13 protein-coding genes are annotated in these 15,873 nt (G+C 68.2%); 4 read left to right on the forward strand and 9 right to left on the reverse strand.

The genetic code is table 11. The features are described from left to right. Positions 1-554 (forward strand): tripartite tricarboxylate transporter permease (locus tag AC1DKD_RS27490; RefSeq protein WP_441637134.1); only part of this gene is annotated, 554 nt, incomplete at its 5' end. Between the two features lie 205 nt (positions 555-759). Beyond that, a complete protein-coding gene (locus AC1DKD_RS27495; protein ID WP_045236288.1) occupies positions 760-1,056 on the forward strand; it encodes a helix-turn-helix transcriptional regulator in 297 nt (98 codons plus the stop codon). A 14-nt stretch (positions 1,057-1,070) separates the two neighbouring features. On the opposite strand, the gene AC1DKD_RS27500 is transcribed toward AC1DKD_RS27495, so the two are convergent. From AC1DKD_RS27500 to AC1DKD_RS27540, 9 genes are all read right to left on the reverse strand, one after another. Continuing rightward, positions 1,071-2,996: a sensor histidine kinase gene (locus AC1DKD_RS27500; RefSeq protein ID WP_441637136.1), complete on the reverse strand. Its 1,926-nt coding sequence runs from the start codon at positions 2,994-2,996 to the stop codon at positions 1,071-1,073. Continuing rightward, positions 2,993-3,700, reverse strand: a complete 708-nt coding sequence (locus AC1DKD_RS27505) for a response regulator transcription factor (RefSeq protein ID WP_441637138.1) — start codon at positions 3,698-3,700, stop codon at positions 2,993-2,995. The genes AC1DKD_RS27500 and AC1DKD_RS27505 overlap by 4 nt, the downstream gene beginning before the upstream one ends. A 176-nt stretch (positions 3,701-3,876) precedes the next feature. After that, positions 3,877-4,887 (reverse strand): diguanylate cyclase, encoded by a 1,011-nt coding sequence (locus AC1DKD_RS27510; RefSeq protein WP_441637140.1) that lies wholly within the window; start codon positions 4,885-4,887, stop codon positions 3,877-3,879. Positions 4,888-5,007: 120 nt separating this feature from the next. Next, positions 5,008-6,027 carry a chemotaxis response regulator protein-glutamate methylesterase gene (gene cheB, locus AC1DKD_RS27515; protein WP_441637142.1) on the reverse strand — a complete coding sequence of 340 codons (1,020 nt, stop codon included), beginning with the start codon at positions 6,025-6,027 and terminating at the stop codon, positions 5,008-5,010. After that, complete coding sequence (locus AC1DKD_RS27520; protein WP_477143932.1) at positions 6,024-8,390, reverse strand: response regulator; 2,367 nt, start codon at positions 8,388-8,390, stop codon at positions 6,024-6,026. Before AC1DKD_RS27520 ends, cheB begins: the two co-directional genes overlap by 4 nt. Beyond that, positions 8,387-9,121: a chemotaxis protein CheW gene (locus AC1DKD_RS27525; protein WP_441637146.1), complete on the reverse strand. Its 735-nt coding sequence runs from the start codon at positions 9,119-9,121 to the stop codon at positions 8,387-8,389. The genes AC1DKD_RS27520 and AC1DKD_RS27525 overlap by 4 nt, the downstream gene beginning before the upstream one ends. After that, on the reverse strand, positions 9,114-10,460 hold the full coding sequence (locus AC1DKD_RS27530) for a CheR family methyltransferase (protein ID WP_477111303.1): 1,347 nt from the start codon (positions 10,458-10,460) through the stop codon (positions 9,114-9,116). The genes AC1DKD_RS27525 and AC1DKD_RS27530 overlap by 8 nt, the downstream gene beginning before the upstream one ends. Then, on the reverse strand, positions 10,457-10,945 hold the full coding sequence (locus AC1DKD_RS27535; protein WP_441637395.1) for a chemotaxis protein CheW: 489 nt from the start codon (positions 10,943-10,945) through the stop codon (positions 10,457-10,459). The genes AC1DKD_RS27530 and AC1DKD_RS27535 overlap by 4 nt, the downstream gene beginning before the upstream one ends. Positions 10,946-10,970: 25 nt before the next feature. Beyond that, positions 10,971-12,602: a methyl-accepting chemotaxis protein gene (locus AC1DKD_RS27540; protein WP_441637393.1), complete on the reverse strand. Its 1,632-nt coding sequence runs from the start codon at positions 12,600-12,602 to the stop codon at positions 10,971-10,973. Positions 12,603-12,895: 293 nt separating this feature from the next. Between AC1DKD_RS27540 and AC1DKD_RS27545 the strand changes: the two genes are divergently transcribed. Both AC1DKD_RS27545 and AC1DKD_RS27550 read left to right on the forward strand, forming a co-directional pair. After that, on the forward strand, positions 12,896-14,218 hold the full coding sequence (locus AC1DKD_RS27545) for a putative bifunctional diguanylate cyclase/phosphodiesterase (protein WP_045236297.1): 1,323 nt from the start codon (positions 12,896-12,898) through the stop codon (positions 14,216-14,218). Positions 14,219-14,559: 341 nt separating this feature from the next. Beyond that, on the forward strand, positions 14,560-15,873 hold a 1,314-nt coding region (locus tag AC1DKD_RS27550), incomplete at its 3' end, for a DUF6600 domain-containing protein (protein ID WP_477143933.1).

The raw sequence follows: 15,873 nt of genomic DNA on the forward strand, positions 1-15,873 counted from the left end.
CGCTGCTGACGCTGGGCATTCCGCCCAACGCGGTGATGGCGCTGATGGTGGGTGCGATGACCATCCACAACATCCAGCCGGGCCCGCAGGTCATGACCAGCAACCCCGCGCTGTTCTGGGGCCTGATCGCCTCGATGTGGATCGGCAACCTGATGCTGATCATCCTGAACCTGCCGATGATCGGAATTTGGGTGAAGCTGCTGACCGTGCCTTACCGCTTCCTGTATCCGGCCATCCTGGTGTTCTGCGGTATCGGTGTGTACTCGGTCAACAACCAGACCTTCGACGTGTTCATGGCGGCAGGCTTCGGCATCCTCGGCTACCTGTTCCTGAAGCTCAAGTGCGAGCCGGCTCCGTTGCTGCTGGGCTTCGTGCTGGGACCGATGATGGAAGAGAACTTCCGCCGCTCCCTGCTGCTGTCGCGTGGCGAGTTCACCGTGTTCGTGACCCGTCCGCTGTCGATGGGCCTGCTGATCGCCGCTGCCGCACTGGTCGCTGTTGTCGCACTGCCGTCGATCAAGGCGAAGCGCGAAGAGGCGTTCCAGGAAGAGTAGTCATAGAGCCCCACCCGCGCCGGCGTCGTGCCGGCGCACGCAACGCAAGATTTGGGGTGCCTCGGGCACCCCGATTTTTTTGGATAGCGCTCCCGGTGCAAGCCGGGCCGCTCGCACTGAACACGCCCGGCTGCGCTCGCAGTGCCAGGGCTGCGCATGATGATCTGCTCTATCGCACCGCTGTCTGGTGCGTCACAGGCGCCGCATGAGAACTCCAGCACTAGATGGCTTCGTTTCGAAGCTGTACATCCTGAAACTTGTCCAGTCGAGTCCGTCGACAGTAATGACACTGGTCGACCGTTTGCGCGAGCATGGGGTCGAGAAGAATATTCGTTCGCTCAGGCCCATCCTGCGTAGCTTGCTCATCGCACGGGCCATCACGGCGGAGTTGGTGGAAGGCAGTGGCCGGGTCTATTGCATTACGGATAGCGGGCGCGAGGAACTGGATAACTATCTCTCGCACCTGGACGTGCTGCAGAGTGATATCGGGCAGGGGAGTTGAGGTGCGCCCAACCCTCAGCCAGTCTCCCCCGCCTTCCACCTGGCCGGGAACAGCAAGAGACAAACCACAGTACCCCGCCCGGAAGAGTCAATCGACAGCTCGCCGCCGATGGCAGCCGCGCGGCTGCGCATATTGGCCAGGCCATGCCCCTGCACGGCAGCCGCGACATCGAATCCACACCCGTCATCCCGTATCTCGATCAGGATGGCCCCGCCACCGCGGGCCTCTCCCCCGACGCTGCGCGCCACCACCTGCACCACGCCGCTGTCTGCATGCTGCATGACATTGCTAAAGGCTTCCAGCAACAGGTACTGTAGTTCCCGCACTATCTGCGGCGTCAGGCCGGCCGCAGCCGGCAATCGCTCCACCTGCCAGTCCACTCGCAACCTGGCCGCTTCCAGCCTCGCGTGCAACCGATAGCGCAGGTTGCCAAGCACGGCGGCGAGATCGCCGCCAGTGTCCTGCATGGCATCCACCGAGAATTTCAGCGCATCCAATGCATGCTGAAGGTGCTCCTGCAACACCGCGGGCGAGCCCTGCCCGGAGCGCAGCACGCTGAGCGCACCGACCAGCGTGCTGCCCAGTCCGTCGTGCATGTCACGCATGATGCGCCCGCGTTCCCTAAGCGTGGCCTGCTCGCGCTCTACCTCGCGCGAGTGGGCGTAGAGCCTGTGAAGCTCCTGCTCCTTTTGCGCAACCTTGTGGTCAAGGTCACGGTTGAGATCGGCCAGCATGCGGGTGGTGCGCGTGTACCGGTCGACCAGCAGCCATGCCATGGTCAGGCTGAACAGCAGCGAGACATATTTGGTGAGTGCCGTATCCCAGTAGAAGTCGCCGGTGAGCCAGATGCGCACGAAGTCGGCGGCGGTGAGCGCGGTGGCAAGGCCCAGCGCGACGGCGAGCACCACCCGTTCGTGATTGGGACGCCGGAGCGCCGACCATACCAGCGCGCCCGCCACGTAGCAGGCGATCGCCACATTGATGCCCCAGTCCGCCACTTTCAGGTAAGGCAAGCTCAGCACGCTGGCCATCAGCACGATCAGCGGAAACTTGATCCACAGGTAGGCGTTGACCGCCCACCCCGGCCAGCGCGCGCGCACGTCGATGATGATAAAGGCGAACTTGGCCGTCGCTACCATGAAGATCGCCCGGCTGGAAAGCACGATGACCTGCCAGACGCCGCGCGGCAACGGCGTATCGGCGAGGAAGAACTCGGCGAGGCTGATGGCCCAGGCGATCTCCGCGAGCGCGTACAAGCCGAACAGGGGATCGCGCTGGCGCCACCAGATCAGCAGCGAGATGGCGGCCAGCAGCAGGCTGACGGCGGCGATCACCAGCGGACCGATCACGCGGAACCACAAGGCGCCATCGTAGTGGGAACGCACCACGTTGCCGGGGCCGAACTCGATCCTGGACAGGCCGCCGCGTCCATTGGACAGCGCGGCGATGGTGACGACCAGTTCGTTGTCGGCCCGCAGCATGACCTCGGGCACCGGCACGTAGAGGGGACGCTGCCCCGCGTGGATGGCGGGTGCCGACAAGTCGCCGGAGGCTGCCAGCAGCTTGCCGTTCAGGCGCATCTCGAAGCTGTTGGCGGCTCGTGCCAGGTAGAACGCGGGCGTGTCGTGGCCGGTGGGAACGTACTGAAAGGCGAGCCGGTAGGTGGCCGTGCCGTCCCTGCCGGGGAATTCGCGGTCCCAGTAGTGCGGCAGCTTCAACTGCAGCGGGACCGGCCCCGTTACAGCGCCAGGACCGCCGCCGGTCAGGCGGACAATCGCTTCCGCCTGTTCCAGTGCCTGCACCTGCGCGGGCTGTTCGGTTTGCGCATGGCTTGCGCCTCCCACGCCCGCCGCGCAGGCGGCCAGCAGCAGGGCGAACGAGACGATCCATTTGGCGGCGAGCAGGATGCCGGCCGGATGCGCTCCGGGCAGCGGTCTCACAAGGTTTTCAGCAAGCCGAGTTTGTGGGCTTCGAAGACGGCTTCCGTGCGGGAGTTGACAGCAAGCTTGCCGTAGATGTTCTTGATATGCGCCTGTACCGTATGCACGCTGATCGACAGGTGACCGGCGGTTTCCGCATAGGTGTAGCCGCGGGAAATCAGGTCGAGCACCTCGGTTTCGCGGGCCGAAAGCGTCACCTCCGCCCCCTGGGCGCCTGGCGCGTCCGGCGCCGGCAGGCCCGGCGCGCTGGCGCTGCGCAGCCGGGTGATGACCTTGCGCGCGATGACCGGGCTCATTGGCGAGCCGCCCGCGCGCAGCTCCAGCACAGAGGCGCGCAGGTTGTCGTCCGATTCGTCCTTGAGCAGGTAGCCGGTGGCCCCCGCTGCGATGCTGGCCAGCACATTGGCCTCGTCGCCGAACATGGTGATCACCATGCAGTCGCAGCGCGGGTGCAGCCGGCGCGCATGGCGGATGACATCGATGCCGGAGCCGTCCGGCAGCCCGAGATCGCAGAGCAGCACGTCGGGCTCCTGCGTGTCCAGCCATTCGCAGGCGCTGGCGCGCTGCGCGCAGGCCGCCACTACCTGGATGCCGGGCAAGCTGCTGAGGGCACTTTGCAGGCGCGCGCTGGTGGCGGGGTCGTCTTCCACTAGCAGGACACGGATATCGGCTTCCGGGGCCGGAGACTGGTTCTGTGAGCGCATGGTGTGGGCGGAGGCTGGTCTCGACTATGCCGCGGAGCGGGCAGGGCGCGCTACTCCATATTCATGGGATGGCGCCTGGCGGGCTATCGTAGCGCTGGCGCCGGTCGTGGTCAAACCGGCGCGGAGGGCGAAAAGCGGCGGGCGGCAGGGGCGGCGATGCGTGCCGCCCCGCCCGGTCAGGATGTCATCACGACCTGGTTGCGGCCATTGCGCTTGGCTTGGTAGAGACCCGCGTCGGCGATTTCGACGATGCGGCTGAATGGCATATCGGCACCGGGCACCATCGCCGTGCCGCCGATGCTGACCGTCACATACGCACCTACCGGGGAGCCGCTGTGCGGTACCTGCAGGGATTCGATTGCGCGCCTGACCTTCTCGGCAAGCAGCCGCGCGCCGCCGGGCGAGGTGGAGGGCAGGATCATGGCGAACTCCTCGCCGCCAAAACGCGCCGGCAGGTCGGCAGGGCGCGCGCAGTTCTCGCGGATCACGCCCGCCACGCGGCGCAGCACTTCGTCGCCAGCCACGTGACCGTAGGTGTCGTTGTAGGCCTTGAACGAATCCACGTCGATCATCAGCAGCGCCAGCTGGCTTTGCTCGCGGTTGGCGCGTTTCCATTCCGCCCCGAGGTACTCGTCGAAATAGCGCCGGTTGGACAGCCCGGTCAGGCCGTCCGAGTTGGTCAGCCGCTGCAGTTCCAGGTTGGTCTCGAGCAGTTGCTGCTGGCTCTGGCGCAGCGCGCGGTAGGCTTCGTCGCGTTGTTGCAGGTTGAGGTAGGAGCGCGAGTGATAGCGGATGCGCGCCACCAGTTCGATGGTGTCGGGCAGCTTGACGAGGTAATCGTTGGCGCCGGCGGCAAAGGCCGCGCCTTTCATGATCGGCTCTTCCTTGGTGGACAGCACGATGATGGGAATGTCGCGCGTCGCCGGGTTGGCGCGGTATTGCTGCACCAGCGTCAGGCCGTCGATGCCGGGCATTACCAGATCCTGCAGGATCACCGTGGGGCGGGTGCGCTCCGCCACGGCGACGGCTTCGTCGGGCTTGGCGCAATAGTGGAAATCGATGTCCCGCTCGGGTTCGAGTTCGCGCCTTACCGCTTCGCCCACCATGGCCTGGTCGTCCACCAGCAGCACCATGGCCTTGTATTCATCCTGGTGCTGCCTGGTGCTAGGGGCTGTTTCTTTAGACATTATGTTCCTCGTGCTCTCTGGCTGGGAGGCGCCGAAAAGCTGATCGTGGCGCGGCTGTGCTACTGCCTGTACCGCCTGGATTGTTTCGCTGCATGTCCGGCACCTCTGTCCAGCCCGTGGTTACTGATTGTTATTGGTGTTGCACGCCCGTACGATGCGGGCGGCGATCTGCGGCAAAGGCAGGATTTCACTCGCGGCCCCAAGCGCGGCGGCGGCCTTGGGCATTCCATAGACGGCGCTGGTGGCCTGGTCCTGGGCAATGGTCAGGCAGCCGCGCTCGCGCATGGCCTTGAGCCCCAGCGCACCGTCGCGGCCCATGCCGGTGAGCAGCACGCCCACCGCGTCGCCGCGCCAGTGCTGGGCCACGGACTCAAAAAATACATCGATCGACGGCCGGTACAGGTAGTCGCGCGGCTCTTCCGTGTAGATCATGCGAGTGGCGCCGATGAGGCGCAGGTGGTCGTTGGTGCCGGCGAGCAGCACGGTGCCCGGCTGCGGACCCTCGCCCTCGCGGGCCAGCCGCACCGGCAAGTGGCACTGCGCGTCCAGCCAGTCGGCCATGCCGGCCGCGAAGGCCTCGTCCACATGCTGGACCGCGACCACGGCGGCGTTGAATCCGGCCGGCAGGCTGCCCAGCACAGTGGCCAGCGCGGAAGGGCCGCCGGCCGATGCCCCCACTGCCACGAGTCGCTCGGTGCTGGCTTTGCGCATCAGCGGCGCGGCCGCGCGCGAGGGCCCGGTGCGGCCATCGAGCAGCCGGCCGATATTGCGGATCTTGCGCAGCAGCGGGCCGCTGGCCAGCTTCGAATCCGGCTCGGCCAGCGTGGGCGTATCGACCGCGTCGACCGCACCGTGGCCCATGGCGTCGAACACCTGGCTGGCGTTGCGGCCGAGGTCCATGGTCACCACCACGATGGCGCACGGCGTGGCGGCCATGATGCGGCGGGTTGCCTCGACGCCGTCCATGACCGGCATCAGCAGGTCCATCAGGATCAGGTCGGGCGTGCGCGCGGCGGCCATGCGCACGGCGCTTTCGCCATCCTCGGCCACCCATGCCACCTCCAGCGAAGGGTCGAGCGCGATGACGCGCAGCAGGGCGGCCACGGCCAGCCGGGAGTCGTTGACGATGCCGATCTTCATGCGCGTGCGTCTCCAATCAGGTCTTGGACGGCATCGAGCAGCGCGGCGTCCTGGAAGCTGCCCTTGGYCAGATAGTAGTCGGCTCCGGCCTCCAGGCCGCGCTGGCGATCCTGCTCCCGGTCCTTGTATGACACCACCATCACCGGCACTTGCTGCAGGCGGGCGTCGCGCTTGATGCGGCTGACCAGTTCGATGCCGTCCATGCGTGGCATATCGATGTCGGTAATGACCAGGTCAAAGGATTCGGCGCGCAGCACGTTCCAGGCATCCATGCCGTCCACCGCGACCGCGACTTCGTAGCCGCGGTTGGAGAGCRGTTTACGCTCAAGCTCGCGCACCGTAAGCGAATCGTCCACCACCAGCACGCGCTTGCGCCGGACCGGCGCCGCCTCGGTACTGCCACGGCGGATGCGGTCGATCTTGCCTTCCGACAGCAGCTTTTCCACTGAGCGGACCATGTCCTCCACATCGAAGATCAGCACCGGCGTGCCATCCTCGGTGAGGCTGCCGGCGGCGATGTCCTTGATCTTGCCCAAGGTCGCCACCAGGGGTTGCACCACCAGGATGCGCTCGCCCAGCAGCCGGTCCACCGCCACCCCGTAGGTGCGCTCCTGGTCGCCCAGGACCACCACCGGCACCGTCTCCTCGTCGCGGCGGGCTTCCGCTTGCTGCAGGACCTGGGCCGCGCTTACCAGCCCCACCTGGCGGCCGCCGAAGCGGAAGTGCTGGCGGTTCTCCAGTTGCTCGATGTCGCCGCGCTCCAGGTGGATGGCCTGCATGACGTAAGCCAGCGGGAAGGCGTAGGCCTCGCCGGATACCTCGACCAGCAACGCGCGCACCACCGACAAGGTGAGCGGCAACTCCAGGTGGAACTGCATGCCGTGTCCGCTCTGCTGCGTCAGGCGGATGCTGCCGCGCACCTGGCGGAGCATGTCCTGCACGGCATCGAGCCCGACGCCGCGCCCCGACACTTCGCTGACGGTCTCGCGCATGCTGAAGCCGGGCAGCAGCAGGAAGTCGAGCAGTTCCGCCTGCGACAGCCTGGCCACGGTGTCCTCGGGCACCAGGTTGCGCCGGACGATGGCGCGGCGCAGGGCATCGAGGTCCACGCCGGCGCCGTCGTCGGCGATCACGATCGCCAGCCGGCCGGCGTTGTGGCGCGCGTTCAGCGTGATGCGGCCTTCGGCCGGCTTGCCGGCGGCCAGGCGCGCTTCCGGCGTTTCGATGCCGTGGTCTACCGCATTGCGCAGCAGGTGGGCCAGCGGCGCCTCGAGCTGCTCCAGGATGTCGCGGTCGACCTTGGTGCTCTCGCCGACCAGTTCGAGGTGAACCGCCTTGCCCAGCGAGCGCCCCAGGTCGCGCACCATGCGCGAGTAACCGGTAAGGCCGTCGGCCAGGGGCCGCATGCGGCTGGCCAGCGCCCGGTCGTAGATCTGGTGCGCGAGCCGGCCGGTGCGGTGGTCGTACTGCTCCAGTTCCGTGATCCGTTGCGACAACTGCTGGTGGCCCTCGCCGAGCAAGCGCTGCGCTTCGGCCAGCGAGGCCCGGGCGAGGGCGTCCGCCGGACTGGCCGCGAGCGCCACCTGCAGCGCATCGAGCGCCTGCAGCGCGCGCATCTGCAGCCGCCGGGTCTGCTGCAGCGCGTTGCCGAAGGGCTTGAGCCAGTGCGTTTCCACCATCGCCGCGCCCGACAGCGCGAGCAACTGGTCGAGCGTATCGGCGCTGACGCGCAGCATGCGCTCCTGGGCATCCGGCAGGCCGGAGGGCTGCGTGGCTGGCCCTGCGGCCTTGGTGCCCGCGACCGCGTCGGGCGCCGGGCCCTCGGGCCGCGCCGCGCTCACGGGCGTAGTGCTTGCGGCTTGCGACTCGGCTAGTGGTTCGGCCAGCGCCTCGCTCCCCGGCGCGAGGCGCTGCGCGGCATGACCTGCCGCCCAGGCGTCGGCGTCGACTTCCTCGCCGGCGAGCAGCGCGCCCATCCGCAGCACCAGGGCATCGATCTCGGCCTTGCCGGCCTGGTCGGCCCATAGGGGATCGCCGCCCGGCGGGCAGCCCAGCCGCAGCAGCAGGTCGGTACCGTGGAGCAGGGCGTCGATATGCACCGGCCGCAGCCGCAGTTCGCCGTGCTGGGCCGCCACCAGGCAGTCTTCCATCACGTGGGCCACGCGCACGCCGCCATCCAGGCCGACGATGCGCGCGGCGCCCTTGAGCGAATGGGCCGCGCGCATGCAGGCCTCGAGCTGGTCGGCCGCGGTGGGGTCGCGCTCCAGCGACAGCAGGCCGGCATTGAGGACCTCGGCCTGCGATTGCGCCTCCAGCGCGAACAGCTCCAGCAGGGAGGCGTCGCGCAACTGGTCGGGGTTCATGCCAGGCTCCGCTTCAGGGCTTGTTGCAGCAGGGCCGGGTCGAGCAGGCCGACGCTGCGCCCGCCGCTCTTGAGCAAGGCCCGGGTGTAATGCGCCGAGGCGCGCGACAAGGTAGTTGGCAGTGGCTGCAGGGCTGCCTCCGCGATCCGCTCGATGCCGGTGACTTCGTCCACCGGCAGCGCGATGGCGGTGCGGCCCTGGCCCAGGACCAGCAGCCGGGCGCCGTGCCCGGCGCCACCCTTGGCATCGGCGGCGGCGTTGGACGCGGCGCCGGCGGCCGGGTCCTGGCCGAGCAGTTTCGCCAGCGAGATGCACGCCAGCAGGTTGCCGCGCACGCTGGCCAGTCCCAGCACCGCGGCGTGGTGGCGGTGCGGCAGCGAATGCACGGGGCAGGGTGCGGTGACCATTGCCAGCGCGGCCGCCGGCAGCGCCAGCCACTCGTCGCCGATGCGGAACACCAGGCAGGACAGGGTGGGGCCGCGCGCAGCGGTCTCGGCCTGGACGGCGCTGTCGGCGGGCAGGCTCACTTCGCCGGTAGGCAGGTTGTCGAGCAGCGTGAGCGCCGCGCGCGAGTAGGTCGGGCAATTGCGGCAATGGATGTGCGTGGCCAGCAGCGGGCAACTGCCGTTTCCGAGCACGCCGATGCGGCGCCAGCAGTCATCCACGGCGACAGTCGTCACGCCGGGCGGGAGGCCATGCTCGGCCGGGGGAAGCGATGCGGGCTCAGGCATGATGGGTCGGGGTCTTGCGTTGTGCGCGATGTCGCAGGCGAGCCGCTGCCGCGCCGTCGCCTTCCGCTTCCAGGATGGCAGCCATATGGTAGAGCGCCTCCTGGTGAGCCGGGTCGAGGTAAAGCGCGCGGCGATAGGCCTCGCGCGCGTCGGCCGGCCGGCCGGTGGCATCGTGGAGCACGCCCAGCAGGCAATAGGCGGCGGCCGACGGGCCCTGCGCTTCCAGGTGCGCCAGGCAGGCCGCCACCGCGGCGGCGAGGTCGCCGCGATCGGCAAGCCGGGAGATCCTGGCCAGCGCATCGGCGCCGGCATTGGCCGGGGCGGCCGCTTTGCCGGCGGCCGGGGCCGGCGCCGGTGCGGCGGAGGGGGGCGGTATCGCCGTGGGCCGTGCCTGCCCGCGCGGGGCCAGAGGCCTGGCGGGCACGGCCGTACGCGCCGGCCACGACAACGGCGGCGGGGCGGCCCGGACCGGATCGGACAGCTGGGCCAGGTAATCCGGCACGGCAAGGTTGCCCGGGGCCTGTGCATGTGCGCTGCGCCGGGTAAAGGCAAAGGCGAGCGGCACGCCCGCCGAGACAAAGCCGTGCCGCGTCAGCAGGCTGGCTTCGGCCGGGCCGACGAAAATCATGGCGTCCGGCCGGCTTAGCCGTTCCAGCACCTTGAGCGAACGCCGCTGCGTGGGTTGGTCGAAATAGATCAGCAGGTTGCGGCAGAACACAAAGTGATAGGGGGCCTCATTGGCCATCAGGACCGGATCGAGCAGGTTGCCGCGCAGCAGGCGCACCTTGGCGCGCACGCTGGCCTTGAGGGTGTAGCCGCCCGCGCTGGCGGTGAAATGCCGGTCGCGGAAATCCAGCGGGCCGCCCCGGAAGGAGTTGCTGCCGTATTGCCCGATGCGGGCGCGCTCCAGCGAGCGCGCGCTGATGTCCACGGCATCGACCTGGAAGCGCTGCTCCGGCACGCCGGCATCGAGCAGCGCCATGACGATCGAATACGGCTCTTCGCCGGTCGAACAGGGCACGCTGAGAATGCGCAACGGCCCGGCATCCTCGTGTTCGCCAGCGCTTCCGAATACGCGCATGGCGGCAAAGCGGGCGAGCGCCAGCAGCGCCTCCCGATGGCGGAAGAACCAGGTCTCGGGCACCACCACGGCTTCGATCAGCGCCTGCAGTTCGTCCGGCTGCACGTGCAGCAGGTTCCAGTAGGCGTGGTGATCCGGCGCCGCGGCCGCGGCCAGGCGCTCGCGCACCGCGCGCTCGATCATGCCCGGCCCCACGGTGGCGGCGTCCAGGCCGATGCGCTCCTTGAGCAAGGCCTCGATATGGGCGGCGGTGGTCATGGCCCTGGCGCGGCAGGCTCAGCTGCCGGCAAGTCGGGAAACAGGCGCGCGCGCACCGGGTCGGACAGCAGGGCATCGACCTTGATCCACTGCACCATCCCCTGGCTGCCGTTGCGCACGGGCCCCAGGTAGCGCGCCGGAGCGGGGTCCACGCCGCTGTCGACAAATTCGGCGGGATCGCAGCGCAGCGTCTCGGTGGCGTACTCCAGACGCAGCCCGAGCAGGCGCGCCGGCGCATCGGCTTGCCGGCGGTAGTGCACCAGTACGGTGCGCGTGCTGGTCCGCCTGGCGACCGGCGTGCCGGTGGCCAGCGCGTTGACGTCGATCACCGGCACCACCTCGCCACCGCGCGCCAGCAGCCCGCTGACCCAGGGCGGCGCCTCGGGCAGCTGCTTGAGGGTGGTCAGCGGCAGCACTTCGGCGATCTCGTTCGCGTCCAGTGCGTAGTGGTCCGGCCCGATGCGAAAGAGCAGGAAGAGTTTCATGGCGTGTTGCCGGCGCCCGGCGCGCTCATACCTTGAAGCGCGACACGCCGGTACGCAGGTCGTTGGCAACCAGCGTCAGCTCGTCGATCGCCTGGCTGGACTGGCGCAGCGATTCCACGGTCTGCTGGGCCGCTTCGGACAACTGCATCAGGGCCTGGTTGATCTGCTCGGCGCCGCCGGCCTGGGCCTGCATGCCTTCGTTGACCATCTGCACCCGCGGTGCCAGCGACTGCACCTGGCCGATGATCTGGGAGAGCTGGTCGCCGACCTGCGTCACCTCGGACATGCCGCGCCGCACTTCTTCGGAGAACTTGTCCATGCCCATGACACCGGCAGCCACGGCGGACTGGATCTCGCGCACCATCTGCTCGATATCGTAGGTGGCTACCGCGGTCTGGTCGGCCAGGCGGCGGATTTCGGTGGCGACCACGGAGAAGCCGCGGCCGTAGTCGCCGGCCTTCTCGGCTTCGATGGCGGCATTGAGCGACAGCAGGTTGGTCTGGTCCGCCACCTTGGCGATGGTGGTGACCACCTGGTTGATATTGCCCGCCTTCTCGTTCAGGGTGGCCAGCTTGGCGTTGACGGAGCCGGCGGCTTCCATGACATGGTGCATGGTGGCCTCCATGCGCGACAGGCTGACCTGGCCCGTGCCGGCCAGGCCGGCGGTCTGCTCGGCGGCGCCGGAGACCTCGGTCATGGTGCGTACCAGGTCGCGCGAGGTGGCGGAGATCTCCCGCGAGGTGGCGCCGATCTCGGTGGTGGTGGCGGCGGTCTCCGTGGCGGTGGCCTGCTGCTGGCGTGCGGTGGCGGCGATCTCGTTGACGGAAGTGGTCACCTGGATGGCCGAGCGCTGGGCCTGTCCGACCAGCCCGGTAAGATCGCCGGTCATCTGGTTGAAGCCCTGCTCCACCTCGAGGAATTCGTCCTTGCGATTGAGCGACAGGCGCTGGCGCAAGTCGCCGCCCCGCATATTGGTGAGCAGATCGACGATCGAGCGCATCGGCACGGTGATGGAACGGAACAACAGGTAGCCGGCTACCAGCGACTCCAGCAAGGCGGCAATCAGCGAGACCTCTATGCTGATCTTGGCGGTCTCGACCGCGTGGTTGATGCTGGTGGCGCCTTCGCTGGCTACCTTGTTGTTGTCGTCCAACAGTGTTTGCAGGGTAGTCCGGCCTTCGTCCCAGATGGCATGGATCGGGCCGCGCAGCCGGCTTTCCATGGCGCCGGCCTCGGCGCCGCCTGCCGCGAAGATCACCGAACTGGCTTCGTCATAGCCGCGGCGGATCTCCTTGTACTTCTCGAAGCGCTGGCGGTCTTCGGGGCGCCGGATCGAGTCGGCGTATTTCTCTTCCAGGGCGTCCAGCCGCTTGCGCAATGCCACGTTGCTCTCGGCGTACTGGCGCCGCTCCGTGTCATTGGCCGCTGTGATGCTCTGCCAGGCCAGGACATAGGCTTCGCCCCAGGCACCACGCATGGCGGTGCTGTAGTAGAGTCCCGGCAGGGCATCGTCGCGCAGCGCGGTGGCATTGGTTTCGATGGCCGACTGGCGGTCGTAGGCGATCACCGCCGTGAGTAAAATGACCGCCAGGATAAAGGCGAAACTTACCAGGATGCGCGTGCGGATGGTCCAGAGGGTCACGATGCGTTTTCCCATTGCTTTTCTTGTAGTAGGGGGAGCGGGCGGCCGGGCGCGGTGAAAATGGCGCGCGGACGCGGGTTAGAAGGCTGGGCGGAGCACCAGGGGTGCGTTATAGCGGGGTAGGGTACTGTAAGGCTTCTGCCATTTCAATGGCGCCCGCGGAAGGGAACGTCAAGGGTAATGGTATTTGTCCGGTCGCAACATATCGCCATATTATGGTTTGACGCGGCTTGATTTTTTCCTGGTTTTCGTCACACTTGCCAAATAGTCAGATCGGACCGATGTCGATAATCACAAACAGGGCAGGCATGGTGGCCAGGTCAGAGGCGAGGGCCGGCGCGCCGTCGAACGCGGACCTCGATCCGTTGACCGGCGTAGCGTCGCGCCAGGCATTCTTGAACACGCTGGAAGGCCGCCTGCGCTCGGAGGCCACCCCGCGCTGTTCGCTATTGCTGCTCGGCATCGACGATTTCCGTGCTTTCAACGATATGCACGGCCATGCCGAGGGCGATGAAATCCTGCGCCGCGTGGCACGCCGCCTGCGCGACGCCTCGCCGCGCGACGCCATCCTGGGGCGGATCGGCGGCGACGAGTTCGCCGTATTGCTCCCCTCCATCGCGGATCCCACCCTGGTGCGCCATGTCAGCGCGGCCATCCTTTCGCTCCAGTCGGAGCCCCACGAATACGGCAACCGGCGCCACCATGTGCTGGCCAGCCTGGGCGCGTGCGTGATGCCGGCCGGCGGGGACAACGCCTCGGATGCGCTGGCATCGGCCAGCCTGGCGCTGGGCCGGGCCAAGCGCGACGGCGGCCGCACCATCCGCTTCTTCAAGCCGCAGATGCGCACCGACGTGACCACCCGCCTGTCGCTGGTGCAAGCCTTGCGCGATGCCTACGCGCAACGCCAGTTCGAACTCCTGTACCAGCCGCAGATCGACCTGCGCGATGGCCGCGTGGTGGGCGCCGAGGCGCTGATGCGCTGGCGCCATCCCACCCAGGGCCTGCTGACGCCGGCCAGCTTCATCGATGCGCTGGCGGCCAGCAGCGTGGCGGCGGACGTTGGCGTCTGGCTGCTGCACACCGCCTGCGCCCAGGCGCGCATGTGGTCGCTGGGGTTTCCCGATGCGCCGCGCGTCGCCATCAACCTGTTTGCGGCGCAACTCAGCGAGAGCCGCCTGCTGACCGAAGTCCGCCACGTGCTGCGCGAGCTGGCCCTGGCGCCCGAGCGGCTCGAGCTGGAAATCACCGAGACCATCGCCCTGCAGCAGGGCGACGAGTTCTCCGGGCAGTTGCAGACCTTGCGCCGGGATGGCGTGACCCTGACCTGCGACGATTTCGGCACCGGCTACGCCTCGCTCAGTTTCCTCAAGTCATTTCCGGTCGACCGCATCAAGATCGACCAGTCGTTTATCCGCAATGTCACCGAGAGCCCAGTCGACGCCGCCATCGTGCGCGCCATGGTGAACGTGGGCGGCAGCCTGGGCATCGGGGTGGTGGCCGAAGGCGTGGAAACCGTCGAGCAGCGGGATTTCCTTGCCGCGAACGGTTGCCATGAGGTGCAGGGCTACCTGTACGGCCGGCCTATGTCCCCCGACAAATTTACCGAATTCCTGCGGCAGTCGGCTCGCTGAGCCGGGCGGGCCGGGCCCGCGCCAGCATCGCTGCTCCGCCTTTTCCCCGTTGATACCATGTGCCGGCTGCCCTGCACGGCCGCGCTTCCCGCCTGGAAATTTGTTTCCGGCTTTGTCCCGTTTCGTCCCGTTTCGTCCCGCCAGCCCTGGCAGCCCGACGTGGCGGGGCCCGTGGCGGGCGGCGCGCAGGCAAGCTATGCCTCTCCCGCCTGTCCAGGACAGGGAAATATGTGCTTACAAAGTCAAGTCGGCTAGTCCGGCAGCCTGGCGTTAAGCGAAGTATGGTGATAGCAGGGTGGCAGGTGTTGGCCCGCGCGCCCATTCTTACCAAGAGGTATCCCATGTTTTCCGACCGCAGGCCTGGCGCCCGCACGCGCGCCCTGCTCCTGGCCGCCAGTCTCGTTTTCATCACTTGGCAACTGCCGGCGCTGGCGCAGTCCGCCGATCCTTCCGAGCGCATCGCCACCATCACTGATGCCGCTGGCAACCTGAGCTTTGCCCCGGCGGGTTCCGACGACTGGGCGCAGGCAGGCCTGAACCGGCCCATTACCACCGGCGACCGCCTTTGGGTCGATAACGGCGGCCAGGCCGAATTGCACGCCGGTTCCACGGCGATCCGGCTGGGCAGCGGCACCGCCGTGACCGTGCTCAACCTCGACGACAGCGCCACGCAGGTCAAGCTGACCCAGGGCACGCTGCAATTGCGCGTACGCGCGCTGCCGCCCGACCAGCCGGTCGAGATCGACACGCCCAACGTGGCTTTCGTGCCGGCCGAGCCCGGCGATTACCGCCTCGACGTGGCGCCTGACGGCAGCAACACGGTGGTCACCATGCACCACGGCTCCGCCGTGGTGTACGGCGACAACCGCTCGCGGCAAATGCGGCGCGGCGAGCAGATCCGCTTTGCCGGCACCGACCTGGCCGAGGCTGGCAGCGCCACCAATCCTCCCCTGGACGGCTTCGACCGCTGGACCATGGCGCGCGATGCGCGCGAGGACAGTTCGCCGTCGGCTCGTTACGTCGCGCCTGAAATGACTGGCTATGCCGCGCTGGACGACTATGGCGACTGGCAGGAAGACCCCGGCTATGGCGCGGTCTGGTTCCCCCGCGTGGTGGCGGCGGGCTGGGCACCTTACAGCACGGGCTACTGGGCCTGGGTGGCACCGTGGGGGTGGAGCTGGTGCGACGATGCGCCTTGGGGCTTCGCCCCGTCCCACTACGGCCGCTGGGCCCGCATCGGCAACCGTTGGGGCTGGATGCCGGGCCCGCGGTCGGTACGGCCGGTCTACGCCCCAGCGGTGGTGGGCTTTATCGGCGAGGGCCACGGGCACGGACGTGGCCCGGGCGTAGCGTGGTACCCGCTGGGACCGCACGAGGCTTATCGCCCGGTCTATGGCGCCAGCCCGGCGTATCTCAGCCGCATCAACCGCTTCGCTGGCAACAACGAGGCGTTCAATCGCCATGGCGGGAATGCCTTCATCAACCGGAATGTGCCGGGGGCGATTACAGACATGCCGTCGCGCGCTTTTGTACAGGGCCAGCGCGTGCCGCCCGGCGCGCGCGGCGTGGCATGGCGCAACCTGCCCCAGGGCGAGGCCAACGGCACGCCGCCGCTGGCGCCCGTCAAGGGCAGCCTGCATGGCGCGGCCCCCGCG

The organism is Cupriavidus sp. 05T313 (genome assembly GCF_056396665.1).

Coding starts and splice junctions, on each gene's coding strand:
- AC1DKD_RS27535 (WP_441637395.1), bottom strand. CDS start 10,945: ATGAAACTCTTCCTGCTCTTTCGCATCGGGCCGGACCACTACGCACTG.
- AC1DKD_RS27540 (WP_441637393.1), bottom strand. CDS start 12,602: ATGGGAAAACGCATCGTGACCCTCTGGACCATCCGCACGCGCATCCTG.
- AC1DKD_RS27530 (WP_477111303.1), bottom strand. CDS start 10,460: ATGACCACCGCCGCCCATATCGAGGCCTTGCTCAAGGAGCGCATCGGC.
- AC1DKD_RS27525 (WP_441637146.1), bottom strand. CDS start 9,121: ATGCCTGAGCCCGCATCGCTTCCCCCGGCCGAGCATGGCCTCCCGCCC.
- AC1DKD_RS27545 (WP_045236297.1), top strand. CDS start 12,896: ATGGTGGCCAGGTCAGAGGCGAGGGCCGGCGCGCCGTCGAACGCGGAC.
- AC1DKD_RS27495 (WP_045236288.1), top strand. CDS start 760: ATGAGAACTCCAGCACTAGATGGCTTCGTTTCGAAGCTGTACATCCTG.
- cheB (WP_441637142.1), bottom strand. CDS start 6,027: ATGAAGATCGGCATCGTCAACGACTCCCGGCTGGCCGTGGCCGCCCTG.
- AC1DKD_RS27510 (WP_441637140.1), bottom strand. CDS start 4,887: ATGTCTAAAGAAACAGCCCCTAGCACCAGGCAGCACCAGGATGAATAC.
- AC1DKD_RS27505 (WP_441637138.1), bottom strand. CDS start 3,700: ATGCGCTCACAGAACCAGTCTCCGGCCCCGGAAGCCGATATCCGTGTC.